Below are 16,376 nucleotides of genomic sequence, written 5' to 3' on the forward strand. Positions count from 1 at the left end.
GCCGGAGACACCGGCGCGGTTCACCGCGCCGGTGTCTCCGGCGGGTCCTTCCCGTTTCGGAGGGCGCGGGAAGGGGGTGGGGTGTCGGGCGGCGGAGATAGGCTGGCAGTCGTGCACCCCCCGTCCGGCCGGACGAGGGGCATCTGTCGTGTGCCTGTCCACGCGTGCCGACTCCCCACGGAAGTGATCACATGCTCACCGGTCTGTTCTCCGCCGCCCTGGCCGACCCCGGGCTGGCCCGGGCGCGTGACCTGGCGCGCTCCGGTGCCGCCCAGGTCGACGGGCTGGACATCACCGCGCCGGCGGCGCTGCGGCCGTTCGCGGTCGCGGCCGTCGCGGCGGACGCCGACGGGAAAGCCGGCGGAGCCGGCCGTCCGGTGCTGGCCGTGACGGCCACCAGCCGGGAGGCCGACGACCTGGCCACCGCGCTGGGCAGCCTGCTCCCAGCCGAGCAGGTGGCGGTCTTCCCGTCCTGGGAGACGCTGCCGCACGAGCGCCTCTCGCCCCGGTCGGACACGGTCGGGCGGCGGCTGGCCGTGCTGCGCCGGCTCGCCCATCCCGACTCGGCCGACGCGCACGGCCGCACCGGCCCGTTGCGGGTGGTCGTGGCCCCGGTCCGCTCGCTGCTCCAGCCGCAGCTCAAGGGCCTCGGCGACCTCGTTCCGGTGCAGCTGGCGGCCGGCGCCGAGGCCGATCTGGAGGACGTCGCGCGCCGGCTCACCGACATGGCGTACGCCCGGGTCGACCTGGTCACCAAGCGCGGCGAGTTCGCGGTCCGCGGCGGCATCCTGGACGTCTTCCCGCCCACCGACGAGCATCCGTCCCGGGTCGAGTTCTGGGGCGACGAGGTGGAGGAGATCCGCACCTTCGCCGTCGCCGACCAGCGCACCATCGAGCAGGTCGCCCAGCTCTGGGCCCCGCCCTGCCGCGAGCTGCTGCTCACCCCCGACGTACGCGAGCGGGCCGCCGCGCTGGCCCAGCGGCACCCCGAGCTGGCGGAGATCCTGGACAAGCTGGCCGAGGGCATCCCGGTCGAGGGGATGGAGTCGCTGGTCCCGGCGCTGCTCGGCGAGGAGAGCCTGGAGCTGCTGCTGGACACCATGCCGGCCGGCACCCACGTGATCCTCTGCGACCCGGAGCGGATCCGCACCCGGGCGCACGACCTGGTGCGTACCTCCGAGGAGTTCCTCCAGGCCAGCTGGGCCGCGGCCGCCACCGGCGGGCAGGCCCCGGTCGACCTCGGCGCCGCCGCCTTCCGCACCCTGGCCGACGTACGCGCGGCGGCCCGCGCCCTGCGCCAGCCGTGGTGGACGCTCGCCCCGTTCGGCCTGGCCGAGGCGGCCGCCGCCCCCGCCCGCCAGCCGTGGGAGGACGAGCCGACCGAGGTCGCGGTCACCCCGGACGACGCCATCGCGGTGACCCTGGCCGCCCAGCCCGCCCCGCTCTACCACGGCGAGACCGCCCGGGTGGTCGACGACCTGAAGCGCTGGGCCGGCGAGGGCTGGTCGATCGCGCTGGTCTTCGAGGGGCACGGTCCCGCCCAGCGGGCGGTCGAGGTGCTCCGCGACGCCGGGCTCGGCGCCCGCCTGGTCGAGGAGGTGCCGACCGCGCCGGCCCCCGGCGAGGTGCTGGTCACCTGCGGCAGCCTGACCAGCGGGTTCGTCGACGAGGCGTCCCGGTTCGTGCTGCTCACTGGCAACGACGTCACCGGCGGCCGGGGCACCTCGACCCGCGACATGCGCAAGATGCCGAGCCGCCGCCGCAACACCATCGACCCGCTGGAGCTGAAGGCCGGCGACCACGTGGTGCACGAGCAGCACGGCATCGGCCGCTACCTCGAACTGGTGCAGCGCACGGTCAACGGCGCCTCCCGGGAATACCTGGTCATCGAGTACGCGCCGAGCAAGCGCGGCCAGCCCGGCGACCGGCTCTTCGTCCCCACCGACCAGCTCGACCAGCTCTCCCGCTACGTCGGCGGCGAGCAGCCCACCCTGCACAAGATGGGTGGCTCGGACTGGCAGAAGTCCAAGGCCCGGGCCCGCAAGGCGGTCCGCGAGATCGCCGCCCAGCTGATCCAGCTGTACGCCGCCCGCAAGGCGTCCAAGGGGCACAACTTCGGCCCGGACACCCCGTGGCAGCGGGAACTGGAGGACGCCTTCCCGTGGCAGGAGACGCCGGACCAGCTGGCCGCGATCGAGGAGGTCAAGCGGGACATGGAGCAGTCGGTCCCGATGGACCGGCTGATCTGCGGCGACGTCGGCTACGGCAAGACCGAGATCGCGGTCCGGGCGGCGTTCAAGGCGGTGCAGGACGGCAAGCAGGTGGCCGTGCTGGTGCCCACCACCCTGCTGGTGCAGCAGCACTACAACACCTTCGCCGAGCGGATGAGCCAGTTCCCGGTGACCATCCGGCAGCTGTCCCGGTTCCAGACGCCCAAGGAGGCCGAGCAGACCCTGGCGATGGCCGCCGACGGCACCGCCGACATCGTCATCGGCACCCACCGGCTGCTCCAGGCGGCCACCCGGTTCAAGTCGCTCGGGCTGGTGATCGTCGACGAGGAGCAGCGCTTCGGCGTCGAGCACAAGGAGCACCTGAAGAGCATGCGGGCCTCGGTCGACGTGCTGAGCATGTCGGCCACGCCGATCCCGCGCACCCTGGAGATGGCGATCACCGGCATCCGGGAGATGTCCACCATCGCCACCCCGCCGGAGGAGCGGCACCCGGTGCTCACCGCCGTCGGGGCGTACGACGACCGGCAGGTGGCCGCGGCCATCCACCGCGAGCTGCTCCGCGACGGGCAGGTCTTCTACCTGCACAACCGGGTCGAGTCGATCGAGCGGGCGGCCCGGCGGATCCGCGAGCTGGTGCCCGAGGCGCGGGTCGCGGTGGCGCACGGCCAGATGGGCGAGGACGCGCTCGAGAAGGTGATGGTCGGCTTCTGGGAGAAGGAGTTCGACGTGCTGGTCTGCACCACGATCGTGGAGTCCGGCATCGACATCCCGAACGCCAACACCCTGATCGTGGAGCGGGCCGACCTGCTCGGCCTGGCCCAGTTGCACCAGATCCGCGGCCGGGTGGGCCGGGGTCGCGAGCGGGCGTACGCCTACTTCCTCTACCCGCCGGAGAAGCCGCTGACCGAGCACGCCCACGAGCGGCTGGCCACCATCGCCCAGCACACCGAGCTGGGCGCCGGCATGTACGTGGCGATGAAGGACCTGGAGATCCGGGGTGCCGGCAACCTGCTCGGCGGCGAGCAGTCCGGGCACATCGAGGGGGTCGGCTTCGACCTGTACGTGCGGATGGTCGGCGAGGCGGTGCAGGCGTTCAAGGGTGAGCGCCCGGAGGAGGAGGTCGACGTCAAGATCGACCTGCCGGTCGACGCGCACCTGCCGCACGACTACGTCGGCGTGGAGCGGCTGCGCCTGGAGATGTACCGCAAGCTCGCCGAGGCGCGCGACGAGGAGCGGCTGCGCGAGGTCGTCGCCGAGATGACCGACCGGTACGGCGAACCGCCCGCTCCGGTGCAGAACCTGGTCGCGGTGGCCCGGTTCCGGCTGCTCGCCCGCCGGTACGGCCTCACCGACGTGAGCATGCAGGGCAAGCACATCCGGTTCGGCCCGCTGCCGCTGCCGGACTCCAAGCAGCTGCGGCTCAAGCGCTACCACCCGGACGCGGTCTACAAGTCCGCGCTCGACCAGGTCAGCGTGCCCCGCCCGAGCACCCGGCGGGTGGGCGGCGAGCCGCTGCGCGACCAGGCGCTGCTCCAGTGGTGCGCGCAGCTCCTCGCCGACGTCCTCGGCGACCCGGCCCCGGCGGTCCCGGCCGGCGCGACCGCCTGACCCGAAACAGCTGACGCCGACGGTGCCGCCGAGCCCCGCCAGGGCGCCGGTGTCGAAGAACGAGCCGGCGCCGCCGGGGAGAGCTCGACGCCCTCCCCGGCCGCCGGGGCGGTGCGCCTCGGGCGGGTCGACGAGCCGGCCCGGTGCGGGGCACCGGCGGAGCGCCCCGCGCCCCGGCAAGGCCCGGGCAGCCGCCCTCAAGTCGTGCCTGCGGATGCGCGCCAGGCCGCTGCGCCGGGGCTGGCGGTGCGGTGGGCGCCCGGGGAGGTGGGGGGTGTCACAGCGGTGCGGGATGGCGTGAGAGAGTGACCCCCATGCGTGCTCGCCGTCTTGTCGCCGTCGCCAGCGTGGCGGTCGGCCTCGTCGCCCTCTCCGGTTGCCGTGCCGAGCCCGGCGTCGCCGCGTACGTCGGTGACCACCGGATCACCGAGGATGCGGTCACCGCCGTGCTGGACGACGCGCGGGTGAAGAACCCGGCGCCGACCCCCGCCGCCACGCCCAGCGCCGGCGAGGAGCAGCCGGAGCTGCCCGGGCCGCAGCTGCCCGCGCGTCGCCAGGTGGCGAGCGTGCTGGTGCTGAGCGAGGTGTGCGAGCGGGTCTCGGCCGAGCGCAACTACCAGCCGCGCGGGCAGGCGGCGCCGCAGCAGGTCGCCCAGCAGCTCGGCCTCTCGCCGGAGACCGGGTACGTCCAGCAGCTGGCCGACCTCTACACCTGTTTGTCCGGCGTGCCGGCCGCGGCGCCGGTCGCGCCGACCGAGCAGGAGATGGCGGCGTTGATCGCCGCCGGCCGCAAGGCGGGCGCGATCCCGGCCGACGTGACCGACGAGGCCGCGGCCGGCCAGCTCGACGGCGACCAGCTGCGCAGCGCGCTGGCCACCCGCAACACGCTGGCCGAGGCGGTCGGGTCCTACGACGTCACGGTCAACCCGCGCTACCGGCCGCTGGAGTTCCCGGTGCTCAGCTTCTCCGGTGACGCCGCCGCGGTGAGCGTGCCGCTCGGGGAGCCCGGCTCCGACGCGGTGACCGACCTCTGAGCATGCCCCGGATCGTCCTGCTGGTCACCTCGCCCCGGCTGCCGGCCGGTCTGCTGACCGCGGCGGCCTGGGACGTCGTACGGCAGGCACCGGTGCTGGCCGGCGCGGAGAGCGAGCTGACCACGGCGGTCCGCGCGGCGGGCGCCGAGGTCACCGTGGTCGAGGGCGCGGCGACCACCGCGCTGCTGGACGCGGCCGCCGCGCGCGGCACCGCTGTCTGGTTGGCCGGGCCGACCGGCGACGAGTCGCTGGCCCGGGAGCTGGGGCTGCGGCTGGCCCGCGAGCCGGGCCTGGCCGAGCTGGAGCTGATGTACGGCTCGTGGGATCCGCCCGGCGCCCGGCTGCTGGACGCGGTAGCGGTGATGGACCGGCTGGCGTCGCCCGGCGGCGACCCGTGGAAGCGGGCCCAGACCCACGAGAGCCTGGCAAGGTTCCTGCTCGAGGAGTGCTACGAGGCGTACGACGCGATCGGCGCCGGGGACACCGACGCGCTCCGCGAGGAACTGGGTGACGTGCTGCTCCAGGTGGTGCTGCACGCCCGGCTGGCCGAGGAGCTGCCCGAGGGTGAGCGGTGGAACGTCGACGACGTGGCCGGCGGGCTGGTCGACAAGATGATCCGGCGCAATCCGCACGTCTTCGCCGGCGCCGAGGCGGGCACCCTGGACGAGATCACCGAGAACTGGGAGCGGATCAAGCGGGCCGAGAAGCCGCGCGGCTCGGTGCTGGACGGGGTGGCACCCAGCCAGCCCGCGCTCGCGCTGGCCGCGAAGATCCTGGAGCGGGCCGCCCGCATCGGTCTGGCCGTGCCGCCTCCGCTCGCCGAGTCCCAGGTGGACCCCGAGGCCAGACTCGGCGCCAGCCTGCTCGCCACCGTCGCCGCCGCCCGCGAGGCAGGAATCGACCCCGAAGCCGCCCTCCGCCGCACCACCCTCGCCTACGCCGACGCCGTCCGCGCTGCCGAACGCACCGCCCGCACCCCCGACCAGTCCGGTTGATCGTGAAGTTGTTGTCGCGAGACGCCGAGGCGGATGACACCAACTTCATGATCAACGCGCCGGGCGAGTGCGGCGCGGCGGACGGCCGCGTTGGTTAGGGTCGGTGGGTGGAGTCGTTCGGGGTGGTGGCGGAGCGGATCGTCGAGGCGTTGCTGGAGAGCCGGCCGGGGCTGGCCTCGTCGGCGGGAGACCACCGGTACGACGACCGGCTGCCGGACCTCTCCGCCAGCGCCGTGGCGGCCGACCGGGCGATGCTGACCGACGCCGCGCACGCGCTCTCCGAGCTCGATCCGGACGCGCTGGACGTCGAGGAGCAGGTCGACCACGCGCTGCTGACCGGCCTGGTCGACCGGGCGCTGTTCGAGGCGACCGAGATCCGTACCCACGAGTGGGACCCGCTGCGGCACAACCCCGGCCCGCTGCTGCACGCGCTGGTCGCCCGCCCGTACGCCCCGGCCGAGGTTCGGCTGGAGAGCCTGGCCGGCCGGCTCGCCGCCGTACCGGACGCGCTGGCCACCGCGCGCGCGACGCTGCGGGACATGCCGAGGATCCACGCCGAGACGGCGGTCGGGCAGTTCACCGGCACGGCGGCGCTGATCCGCGACGAGGTGTCGGCGCTGCTCACCCAGGCGCCCGCGCTGCACGACCGGGTCGAGCCGGCGGCGACCGCGGCCATCGCGGCGCTGGAGGAGTTCGTCGCCTGGCTGCGCACCGGCCTGGCCGCCGACGCCGGCCCCGGGCGGGACCCGCGGCTGGGTCGGCGCCGCTGGGAGGCGCGGCTCTGGCACACCCTGGACACCGAGTTGGGCGCCGCCGAGATCCAACGCCGCGCCTGGGCCAACCTGGACCGGGTGACCGAGGAGATCCGCGCGGCGGCGGTCGAGCTGGTCGGCGGCCCGGCCGACGACGAGACGGTGCGCCGGGCGCTGGACCTGCTCGCCGCCGAGCACCCGGACGACCACTCCATCGTGGACCTGGCCGGCGTGACGCTGGACGAGGCGAGCGACTTCGTCCGCGCGCACGACCTGGTCACCCTGGTCGACGACCCGTGCGTGATCCAGGTGATGCCGGAGTTCGCCCGGGGGGTGGCGGTCGCCTACTGCGACTCGCCCGGCCCGCTGGAGACGGCGAACGTGCCCACCTTCTACTGCATCGCGCCGACCCCGGCCGACTGGCCGGCGCACCGGGTGGAGTCGTTCTACCGCGAGTACAACGACCACATGATCCGCAACCTGACCGTGCACGAGGCGATGCCCGGGCATTTCCTCCAGCTCGCCCACGCCCGTCGGTACGTCGGGGGCACCCGGGTGCGGGCGGTGGCGCGCTCCGGCCCGTTCATCGAGGGCTGGGCGGTCTACACCGAGGAGCTAATGGCCGGGCTCGGCTTCGGCGGCCTGCCGGTGCGGCTGCAGCAGCTCAAGATGCAGCTGCGGATGACCATCAACGCGCTGCTCGACCAGCTGGTGCACTGCGAGGAACTGCCCGAGGCCGAGGCGATGGCGTTGATGACCGGACGCGGCTTCCAGGAGGAGGGGGAGGCGGCCGGCAAGTGGCGACGCGCGCTGCTCACCTCGACCCAGCTGTCGACCTACTTCGTCGGCTACAGCGAGGTGGCCGAAATCGCCGCCGCGCGTCCGGACGGCGTGTCGGTGCGCGACTGGCACGACGCGATGCTCGCCCACGACTGCCCGCCCCCGCGCCACCTGCGCACCCTGCTCGGCGTCTGAGCGGCCCACCGGGGTTCCCGGTGCCGGCCGTCGCCGCCGGCCCGCCCGGCGCCGGGCCGCCGGCCGTCGCCGGTCAGGCCCGCGCCGTGGCCACCGCCGCGTCGATCAGCCAGCGCGAGATGGAGTACGCCGGCGGCAGCTCCGCCGGCAGCGCGTCCAGCGGGAACCAGCGCGCCTGCGTCAGCTCCCGCCCGTCGACGACCGGCTCGGCGGCCGGGTCGGCGGCGGTGGCGGTGAACCCGGCGAGCAGCACCCCGGGGCCGGACATCGCCCACGGCTGGCTGCCGAAGTAGGTCAGCCGGTCCAGGGCCAGCCCGACCTCCTCGCCGACCTCCCGGTGCGCCGCCTCCTCCAGCGTCTCGCCGGCCTCGACGAAGCCGGCGACCAGCGCCCACAGCTCGGTCGGCCCGTACGAGTGGCGGACCAGGAGCAGCTCGTCGGGGCGGCCGGCCGGACCGGGGCGGGTGATCGCCACCAGCACCGCCGGGGAGAGCTGCATCGGCACGTACAGGTTGCAGTCGGGGCAGCGCCGGGCCGACTCGCCCGGCACGTCGGCCAGTTCGGCCCGGCAGGCGCCGCACCAGCGGTGGGCGTGCCGCCAGGTGACCACCTGCAGGGCCCGCCCGGCCAGCGCGGCCAGCGGCTCCGGCACCTCGGCGGCGAGCGCCCGCCAGCTCAACCAGCGGCCCGGGTGCCCGGTGCCGTCCTCGCCACCACCCGAGCGGTCGCCGGCGTGCTCGACCGGCCGGGCGGCGCCCCAGACGGGGACGCCGTCGAGCGTGCCGAGCGGCAGCCAGTCGGTGCCGGCGGGCAGGTCGGCGATCCGGAGGAACCGCCCGTCCGCGCCGACCAGCAGCTTCCGGCCGGCCACCAGCAGCGCCGGGTCGTCCGGCGCCGGCGGCCCGGCGTGCCCCGCCCCGGGCACGAAGCGGGCGCCGGCGCCGGTCGCCGCGGTCACGAGTCGGCCGTGCGGCGGTCGACCACGGCGGCGCCGGGCGGCAGGTCGAAGGCCGTCTGGTCGACGGTCTCCCGGTAGCGGCTCAGGGCCAGCTCCACCGGCTTGCCGTCGACCTGCCCGGTGAAGCTGCCCAGGGCGCCCTCGGTGGTCACGCAGGCGGTGAAGTTGCCGGCGGCCTGGCGTACGTCCACGCAGGTGGCGTGCCGCCCGGCCAGGGTGGTGTCGCTCTGCGTGATCACCGCGTCCGGGTCGAGCGCGGCCTCGGTCAACATCCCCACCACGACCGGCGGGGTGACCAGGCCGCGCCGCTTGGCCTCGGTGAACACGGTCACCGACGGCTTGCTGTTCGGCGCCGGCGGTGCCTCCAGGGTGCAGGTCGTCCGGGCGCCGGTGGTCTCGCAGCGGGTGGTGGCCTCGTCGGTGACGGTCAGCCTGCCACCCGGGTAGGTGTACGCGGAGCGCGCCGGCTGCTGCGCCTGGGCGATGCTGGCGGTCTGCCCGCCCGGCAGCTGGTAGTCGGCGGAGTAGGTCAGCTCCAGTGCCCGGTCCAGCCGGGCGGCGAGATCGTTGACCAGGTCGGACCGCCCGATCGCCCGGCCGGCGTCGTCGAGGGCCTGACAGCCGGTGACGGTGAGCGACGCGATGACCGACACGGCGAGCGTACGGAGGGTGGTCGAGGCGGCGGGCATGGCGCCCAGCCTCCTCGATCGGGTCCACGGTACGCAAACCCGTTGCCGGTTGAGGTACGAGAATCCGGGAATGTCCGAGTAACCCGCCGTCGGGGGCAGGTTTCGGGTCAAGCTGCGTCCGAGCGGGCAGGCCCGGTGTGCCCGGACGGCCCGGCCCCGACCGCCGCCCGATACGCTGCGTTCAACACCTGCCTCAGCCGCACCGTCGCGGCCCATACGGACCGGAACCACACAAACGAGGAGCGACTCAGTGGCAACCATCGAGGGAATCGTCGCCCGGGAGATTCTCGACTCGCGGGGCAACCCGACCGTCGAGGTCGAGGTCGGCCTGGACGACGGCACGGTGGCCCGCGCCGCGGTGCCCTCCGGCGCCTCCACCGGCGCCTTCGAGGCGATCGAGCTGCGCGACGGTGACGCCGACCGCTACCAGGGCAAGGGCGTGGAGAAGGCGGTCTCCAACGTCGAGGACAAGATCGTCGACGAGCTGATCGGCTACGAGGCCAGCGAGCAGCGGCTCATCGACCAGAAGATGCTCGACATCGACGGCACCGACGCCAAGTCCGAGCTGGGCGCCAACGCCATCCTCGGGGTCTCCCTGGCGGTCGCGAAGGCCGCCGCCGGCAGCGCCGAGCTGAGCCTCTTCCGCTACCTGGGCGGCCCGAACGCGCACCTGCTGCCGGTGCCGATGATGAACATCCTCAACGGTGGGGCGCACGCCGACTCCAACGTCGACATCCAGGAGTTCATGATCGCCCCGATCGGCGCCCCGAGCTTCCGCGAGGCGCTGCGCTCCGGCGCCGAGGTCTACCACGCGCTGAAGTCGGTGCTGAAGAAGAAGGACCTCTCCACCGGGCTGGGCGACGAGGGCGGCTTCGCGCCGAACCTGCCCACCAACTCCGCTGCGCTGGACCTGATCGCCGAGGCGGTGGAGAAGGCCGGCTACCGGCTCGGCACCGACATCGTCTTCGCGCTCGACGTGGCCGCCACCGAGTTCTTCGACAACGGCACCTACACCTTCGAGGGCGCCACGAAGACCGCCGAGGAGATGAGCAACTACTACACCAAGCTCATCGGCGACTACCCGATCGTGTCGATCGAGGACCCGCTGTCGGAGGACGACTGGAGCGGCTGGCAGACGCTGACCGCCTCGATCGGCGACCGGATCCAGATCGTCGGCGACGACCTGTTCGTCACCAACCCGCAGCGGATCGCCCGGGGCATCGCCGAGAAGGCCGCCAACGCCGTGCTGGTCAAGGTGAACCAGATCGGTTCGCTGACCGAGACCCTCGACGCGGTGGACCTGGCCCACCGGGCCGGCTTCATGTGCATGATGAGCCACCGCTCCGGCGAGACCGAGGACACCACCATCGCCGACCTGGCGGTGGCCACCGGCTGCGGCCAGATCAAGACCGGCGCCCCGGCCCGTTCGGACCGGGTGGCGAAGTACAACCAGCTCCTGCGGATCGAGGAGGAGCTGGCCGACGCGGCGCGGTACGCCGGGGCGGGCGCGTTCCCGCGCTACCGTTCGGCCTGAGTCCCGCGAAGCCTCGGGGGAGGGGTGTGACGATGCAGCAGCGCCGCACACCGGGCGGTCAGCGTCCCGCCCGCCGGCCGGGTCAGCCGGGCCGGCCGGGCGGGAGCCGGGCCGCCCGGGGATCGGTCCGCGACGGCGGGGTCCGTGCCGACCCGCGCGCCGCCGCCGGCCGCGCGCCCGGTGCCGCCCGCGGTGCCGAGGGCGTACGCTCCGCGAACCGGCCCGCCGCCGCCCGTCGTGCGGCGGCGGGTGGCTCGGTCAAGCGGCTCACCGCACCCCACCCCCGGCGCTTCACCGGGCGGGCCACCGTGCTCTTCGCGGTGCTGATCGCGCTCGCCCTGGCCTACACCTATCCGGTGCGGGTCTACCTGGACCAGCAGGCCGACATCGAGCGGATGGAGGCGTCCCAGGCGAAGCAGGAGAAGCTGATCGCCGACCTGTCCGCCGAGGCGGCCAAGTGGCAGGACGACGCGTTCATCGAGACCAAGGCCCGGGAGCGGTTCTTCATGACCCGGCCGGGCGAGAAGATCGTGATCCTGCTCAACGACCCGGAGGGCGCCGCCCGGGACGCCGGCCGCGGCACCCCGGCCCGGCCGACCACCCCGGACCCCTGGTACGACACCCTCTGGTCGAGCGTGGAGGCCGCCAACGCCGAGCAGCCCGACAAGTGAGCACCGGCCGGGCACCGAACGAGAGATGGGCACCGTGACTGTCGTACCACCGCAGGAGCCGGCGGCGGACTCCGTACCCCTGCCGCAGCGGGAACCGGCCACCGAGGCCGACCTGGCCGCGGTGGCCGCGCAGCTCGGCCGCCCGCCCCGGGGTACCCGGGCGGTGGCCCACCGCTGCCCGTGCGGCCTGCCCGACGTGGTGGAGACGACGCCGCGGCTGGCCGACGGCACCCCCTTCCCGACGCTGTACTACCTGACCTGCCCCCGGGCGACGGCGGCGTGCAGTCGGCTGGAGTCCGCCGGGCTGATGAAGGAGATGGCCGACCGGCTCGCCACCGACCCGGAGCTGGCCGCCCGCTACCGGGCCGCGCACCAGGACTACCTCACCCGCCGGGAGGCGATCGGCCACGTGCCGGAGATCGCCGGCATCTCCGCCGGCGGCATGCCCGGGCGGGTGAAGTGCCTGCACGTGCACCTCGGTCACGCGCTGGCCGCCGGGCCGGGGGTGAACCCGTTCGGCGACGAGACGCTGGAGCTGGTGGAGCCCTGGTGGACCGCCGGGCCGTGCGTGGACGTGCCGGCGGCCGAATGACCGGGGTCGCCGAACCGGACCGGGTCGCCGCGGACGAGATCGTCGTCCGCCGGGCCCGCACCCGCGACGTACGCGGCATCCGGCGGCTGGTGGACACCTACACCGACGACCGGCGGCTGCTCAGCAAGGCCACCGTCACCCTCTACGAGGACGTGCAGGAGTTCCGGGTGGCGGTCCGGGCCGGCGACGACGCGGTGGTCGGTTGCGGCGCGCTGCACGTGATGTGGGAGGACCTGGCCGAGATCCGGACGGTAGCGGTGGACCCGTCGTGCCGGGGTCGCAAGCTCGGCCACCGGATCGTCGGGGAGCTGATCGACGCCGCCCGCGACCTCGGCGTCTCCCGGATCTTCGTGCTCACCTTCGAGACCCGGTTCTTCGGCTCGTTCGGCTTCACCGAGATCGACGGCGCGCCGGTGCCGCAGCCGGTCTACGAGCAGCTGCTGCGCTCGTACGACGAGGGCGTCGCCGAGTTCCTGGACCTGGAGCGGGTCAAGCCGAACACCCTGGGCAACACCCGCATGCTGCTGCGCCTCTGAGTGGATGGTCGGTCGGGGCCGGACCGTCGGGCCGAGGGCTGCCGACTGCCGTAGGGTTGCTGCCGTGACGACGCGCGTGGCCGCCATCGACTGTGGGACCAACTCGATCCGCCTGCTGGTGGCCGACCTGCCCGCCACCGACGCCGGGCCGGAGGCGCCGCTGGTCGACCTGAGCCGGCGGATGGAGATCGTCCGGCTCGGCCAGGGCGTCGACAAGACCGGCCGGCTGGCCCCGGAGGCGATCGAGCGGACCCGGGTGGCGCTGGCTTCGTACGCCGCCGACATCGACAAGCTCGGCGCGGAGCGGATCCGGATGTGCGCCACGTCGGCGTCCCGGGACGCCTCCAACGCCGCCGACTTCCGGGAGATGGTCGAGCGGACCCTCGGGGTCGCGCCCGAGGTGGTGACCGGTGACGAGGAGGCGCGCCTCTCCTTCACCGGCGCGGTGCGCGGGCTGCCCGCCGACGCACGCGAGCCCTTCCTGGTCATCGACATCGGCGGCGGCTCGACCGAGTTCGTGGTCGGCACCCGCACCGGCGGGGTCGAGGCGGCCGTCTCGATGGACATCGGCTGCGTCCGGATGACCGAGCGGCACCTGCACGGCGACCCGCCGAGCCTGGACGAGATCGCCGCCGCGCAGGCCGACATCGCGGTCGCCGTCGACCGGGCGCTGGAGGTCGTGCCCGGCCGGGAGGCCGCCACCCTGGTCGGGCTCGCCGGCTCGGTCACCACCGTGGTCGCCATCGCCGAGGGGCTCCAGGAGTACGACCCGGGCCGCATCCACCACGCCCGGGTGTCGTACGAGGCGGTGGCGGAGGTGACCGCCGACCTGCTCGGCAAGACCTGCGAGCAGCGGCTGGCGATCCCGGTGATGCACCCGGGCCGGGCCGACGTGATCGGCGCCGGCGCCCTGGTGCTCCGGGTGATCATGGAGCGGGCCGGGATGCCCTCGGTGGTCGCCTCCGAGCACGACATCCTCGACGGCATCGCCTGGAGCCTCCAGCCGTGACGCCGTAGCGGTCAGGCGCGTTCGGTGGCGAGCCGGGCGCCGAAGCCGAGCAGGGCGAACCCGGTCAGCCCGTCCAGCCAGCGGCGCACCCGCCGCCGGGAGAGAATCTGCCGCGCCCGGTGCAGGGCGCCGACCAGCACCAGCAGGTACAGCAGCGAGAGCACCGCGTGGCTGAGCGCGAACGCCATCAGCACCGCCAGCGGCGCCGAACCGCCGACGAACTGCGGCAGCACGGCCAGGTAGAAGGCGAGCACCTTCGGGTTGGTGATGTTGGACAGGAAGCCCTGCCGGAAGCCGGCCACCGCCTGACCGGGCGGAGCCGCGTCACCGGCGAGCGGCGGGTAGCGGCCGATCCACGCCGAGCGCCACGCCTGCACGCCGAGGTACGCCAGGTAGGCCACGCCGGCCCAGCGGATCGCCTCGAACAGCGGCTGGGAGCGGACGACCAGCGCGCCCAGGCCGGCGGCCGCCGCGACGCCCTGCACCGCGTTGGAACCGGTGACGCCGACGGCGCTCCACACGCCGCGCCGCCGCCCCGAGGCCAGGGTGTTGCGGGTGACCACGGCGAAGTCCGGGCCGGGAATCAGGATCAGCACCAGGGCGAAGACCAGGAACGATCCGTAGCTGCTCCACGACATGCCCCGACCCTAGGCGGGCGGAGGACGGGCGGCCACCGGCGCGGCGAAGTACTGTTTCGTTGACGGTACTCCGCACCGCACAGTAGTGTTCGAGTCGTGGACACCACACAGCTGCTGAAGGGCGTGCTGGATCTCGCGGTCCTCGCCGTGCTGCGCGAGGAGGACGGCTACGGCTACGACATCCTCCGCCGGTTGCGCGAGGCCGGCCTGGAGGAGGTCGGCGACGCCTCCGTCTACGGCACCCTGCGCCGGCTCTTCGCCGCCGGCCTGCTGACCACGTACGTCGTGCCCAGCGAGTCCGGCCCGCACCGCAAGTACTACTCCCTCAACGCCGCCGGGCGGGACCAGCTCGCCCGCTCCGGCAAGCTCTGGCGCTCGTTCGCCACCACCATGGACACACTGCTCGACGATCGGGGGATGGCGGCATGACCGTCACGGAGCAGGAGATCGCGAACTACGTCGGGCGGGTCCGGGCCGCGCTGGCCGACCTGCCGGCGGAGGTCCGCGACGAACTGACCGAGGACCTGCCGGAGCACCTCGCCGAGGTGGCCGCCGAGGCCGACGGCTCGCTGGTCGAGCGCCTCGGCGAGCCCGAGGCGTACGCGGCCGAGCTGCGGGCCGCCGCCGGCGCGCCGGCCACCGCCGCCGGGCGGAACCTCGACCAGCGGGTGGCCGCCGTCGTGGGCCGGACCCGCCGCCAGGCGCGCCAGTTGGACACCCAGCTCGGCCCGCTGCTGGGGTACGCGCGGGCGAGCGAGTTCCTGCGGCTGCTCCGCCCGGCCTGGTGGGTGGTGCGCGGCTACCTGGCCGCCATGCTGGTCACCGTGATCACCACCGGCGGCAGCTTCGGCCTGCTGCCGCGCTTCGGCGGCGAGCTGGTCGGCGGGCTGGTGATGCTGGTCGGCTTCCTGCTCGCCTCGATCTGGCTGGGCCACCGCTCGGCGCGGCTGCGACGCTGGCCGCGCTGGGCGATGCACGCGGCCAGCCTGGTGCTCGTCGTCTTCGCCCTGGCCGGGCTGGCCAACGCGGAGGACCGGGCGGGCTACCAGGACTACGGCTACGACGCGATCTCGGTGGACAACCCGTACGAGCGGGTGCGGGACGTCTTCGTCTACGACAGCGAGGGCCGGCTGGTGGAGGACGCGCGCCTGTTCGACCAGAACGGCGCCCCGATCCGGCTGGGCTACCCGGACTGCCCGGACCCGCGCGACCCGAGCGGCACCGGCAACCCGCTGCTGCGGACGTACCCGTACTGCCCGGACCAGGCGCCCTTCGCGCCGCGCGCCCCGGCCGCACCCGCGCCGACGGTGCCCCCGCTGGGCACCCCGACGCCGGCGGCCACCGGCGCGCCGGAGCCCACCGGCGGACCGGCCGCCACCGGCACGCCGACCCCGGGCGCGACGGCGAGCCCGAGCGGCACGCCCACCCCGACCGCCACCCCCTGAGCACGCTGCTCGAGACCTCGGTCACCCGCCGTGTCGTGACCGGGGTCTCGGCGTGCTCGCCGAAGCTGGGAAATAGCTGAACGGATGAGGTCGGCGGGGCAGCGTGGTCCTCCGGTGATCGTTACGGTGTCGTCTGCTCATCAACCCCTCGGAAGGAAAATCCGTGTCAGAGCAGGTCGCACCGCCCCCCGCCCCGGACGCCCCGCAGTCGCAGCCGGGTGTCCAGGCGCCGCCCCCGGCGGAGCCGGAGTCGAAGAAGTCCGGCGGCAAGAAGGTGCTCGGCGTCGTGGGCGCGATCGTCGTGTTCCTGGTCATCGCCGGGCTGAAGTTCGGCCTCGGCACGGCCATCGGCAACTTCCTGAACAAGGACGAGACGGCCGAGGCCAAGGCGGGCGACTGCATCGCCGAGCTGCCCGAGATCACCGGCACCGAGGAGGAGGAGGTCGACAACGCCAAGGTCGTCGACTGCACCTCCACCGAGGCGGTGTACAACGTGGTCGGCCGGGTCGACGGCCAGACCGAGGCGCAGGCCAAGACCGGCGAGGCCTGCGAGCAGTACATCAAGGAGGGTGAGGACGGGTACGTCTTCTACAGCATCGAGCCGGGCAAGAAGGGCTACCTGCTCTGCCTCACCAAGAAGGCCTGACCTCCCCGTAGGGCAACCCTGACGGCGGCGCGGAGACCTCCGCGCCGCCGTCGGCGTACCGGG

Annotated in this window: 15 protein-coding genes; 12 read left to right on the forward strand and 3 right to left on the reverse strand. The window is 74.2% G+C overall.

Annotated elements, in window-relative coordinates:
- Positions 1 to 191 precede the first annotated feature (191 nt).
- The 4 genes from mfd (at position 192) to DLJ47_RS12745 (ending at position 7,595) form a co-directional block, all read left to right on the forward strand.
- Positions 192 to 3,839 (forward strand): transcription-repair coupling factor, encoded by a 3,648-nt coding sequence (gene mfd / locus DLJ47_RS12730; protein ID WP_109900237.1) that lies wholly within the window; start codon positions 192 to 194, stop codon positions 3,837 to 3,839.
- Between the two features lie 314 nt (positions 3,840 to 4,153).
- Positions 4,154 to 4,873: a hypothetical protein gene (locus DLJ47_RS12735; RefSeq protein ID WP_109900238.1), complete on the forward strand. Its 720-nt coding sequence runs from the start codon at positions 4,154 to 4,156 to the stop codon at positions 4,871 to 4,873.
- Positions 4,874 to 4,875: 2 nt separating this feature from the next.
- The gene (locus DLJ47_RS12740) at positions 4,876 to 5,868 is read left to right on the forward strand and encodes a nucleoside triphosphate pyrophosphohydrolase (RefSeq protein WP_109900239.1); all 993 of its coding nucleotides are present in this window, start codon (positions 4,876 to 4,878) and stop codon (positions 5,866 to 5,868) included.
- A 107-nt stretch (positions 5,869 to 5,975) separates the two neighbouring features.
- Positions 5,976 to 7,595 carry a DUF885 domain-containing protein gene (locus DLJ47_RS12745; protein ID WP_109900240.1) on the forward strand — a complete coding sequence of 540 codons (1,620 nt, stop codon included), beginning with the start codon at positions 5,976 to 5,978 and terminating at the stop codon, positions 7,593 to 7,595.
- Positions 7,596 to 7,668: 73 nt separating this feature from the next.
- Here DLJ47_RS12745 and DLJ47_RS12750 read toward each other — a convergent pair whose 3' ends face one another.
- Both DLJ47_RS12750 and DLJ47_RS12755 read right to left on the reverse strand, forming a co-directional pair.
- The gene (locus DLJ47_RS12750) at positions 7,669 to 8,553 is read right to left on the reverse strand and encodes an NAD(+) diphosphatase (RefSeq protein WP_109900241.1); all 885 of its coding nucleotides are present in this window, start codon (positions 8,551 to 8,553) and stop codon (positions 7,669 to 7,671) included.
- Positions 8,550 to 9,242 carry a hypothetical protein gene (locus DLJ47_RS12755; protein WP_109900242.1) on the reverse strand — a complete coding sequence of 231 codons (693 nt, stop codon included), beginning with the start codon at positions 9,240 to 9,242 and terminating at the stop codon, positions 8,550 to 8,552. Before DLJ47_RS12755 ends, DLJ47_RS12750 begins: the two co-directional genes overlap by 4 nt.
- A 250-nt stretch (positions 9,243 to 9,492) precedes the next feature.
- On the opposite strand from DLJ47_RS12755, the gene eno reads away from it, so the two are divergent.
- From eno to DLJ47_RS12780, 5 genes are all read left to right on the forward strand, one after another.
- A complete protein-coding gene (gene eno, locus DLJ47_RS12760) occupies positions 9,493 to 10,776 on the forward strand; it encodes a phosphopyruvate hydratase (protein ID WP_088995987.1) in 1,284 nt (427 codons plus the stop codon).
- 32 nt (positions 10,777 to 10,808) lie between these two features.
- Complete coding sequence (locus DLJ47_RS12765) at positions 10,809 to 11,447, forward strand: FtsB family cell division protein (protein ID WP_109900258.1); 639 nt, start codon at positions 10,809 to 10,811, stop codon at positions 11,445 to 11,447.
- A 34-nt stretch (positions 11,448 to 11,481) separates the two neighbouring features.
- On the forward strand, positions 11,482 to 12,039 hold the full coding sequence (locus tag DLJ47_RS12770) for a DUF501 domain-containing protein (protein ID WP_109900259.1): 558 nt from the start codon (positions 11,482 to 11,484) through the stop codon (positions 12,037 to 12,039).
- Positions 12,036 to 12,575, forward strand: coding sequence for an amino-acid N-acetyltransferase (locus tag DLJ47_RS12775; RefSeq protein WP_109900260.1), 540 nt, complete (start codon positions 12,036 to 12,038; stop codon positions 12,573 to 12,575). Before DLJ47_RS12770 ends, DLJ47_RS12775 begins: the two co-directional genes overlap by 4 nt.
- 76 nt (positions 12,576 to 12,651) lie before the next feature.
- The gene (locus DLJ47_RS12780) at positions 12,652 to 13,584 is read left to right on the forward strand and encodes a Ppx/GppA phosphatase family protein (protein WP_233257808.1); all 933 of its coding nucleotides are present in this window, start codon (positions 12,652 to 12,654) and stop codon (positions 13,582 to 13,584) included.
- A gap of 11 nt (positions 13,585 to 13,595) precedes the next feature.
- On the opposite strand, the gene DLJ47_RS12785 is transcribed toward DLJ47_RS12780, so the two are convergent.
- Positions 13,596 to 14,222, reverse strand: a complete 627-nt coding sequence (locus DLJ47_RS12785) for a LysE family translocator (protein WP_109900244.1) — start codon at positions 14,220 to 14,222, stop codon at positions 13,596 to 13,598.
- 96 nt (positions 14,223 to 14,318) lie between these two features.
- Between DLJ47_RS12785 and DLJ47_RS12790 the strand changes: the two genes are divergently transcribed.
- The 3 genes from DLJ47_RS12790 (at position 14,319) to DLJ47_RS12800 (ending at position 16,313) form a co-directional block, all read left to right on the forward strand.
- On the forward strand, positions 14,319 to 14,651 hold the full coding sequence (locus DLJ47_RS12790) for a PadR family transcriptional regulator (protein WP_088997943.1): 333 nt from the start codon (positions 14,319 to 14,321) through the stop codon (positions 14,649 to 14,651).
- The gene (locus tag DLJ47_RS12795) at positions 14,648 to 15,667 is read left to right on the forward strand and encodes an HAAS signaling domain-containing protein (protein WP_109900245.1); all 1,020 of its coding nucleotides are present in this window, start codon (positions 14,648 to 14,650) and stop codon (positions 15,665 to 15,667) included. The genes DLJ47_RS12790 and DLJ47_RS12795 overlap by 4 nt, the downstream gene beginning before the upstream one ends.
- Positions 15,668 to 15,830: 163 nt before the next feature.
- Complete coding sequence (locus tag DLJ47_RS12800; RefSeq protein ID WP_233257807.1) at positions 15,831 to 16,313, forward strand: LppU/SCO3897 family protein; 483 nt, start codon at positions 15,831 to 15,833, stop codon at positions 16,311 to 16,313.
- Positions 16,314 to 16,376 lie beyond the last annotated feature (63 nt).

Source organism: Micromonospora sp. S4605 (assembly GCF_003176715.1).
In the GTDB taxonomy this organism is placed as follows: domain Bacteria; phylum Actinomycetota; class Actinomycetes; order Mycobacteriales; family Micromonosporaceae; genus Micromonospora; species Micromonospora echinaurantiaca.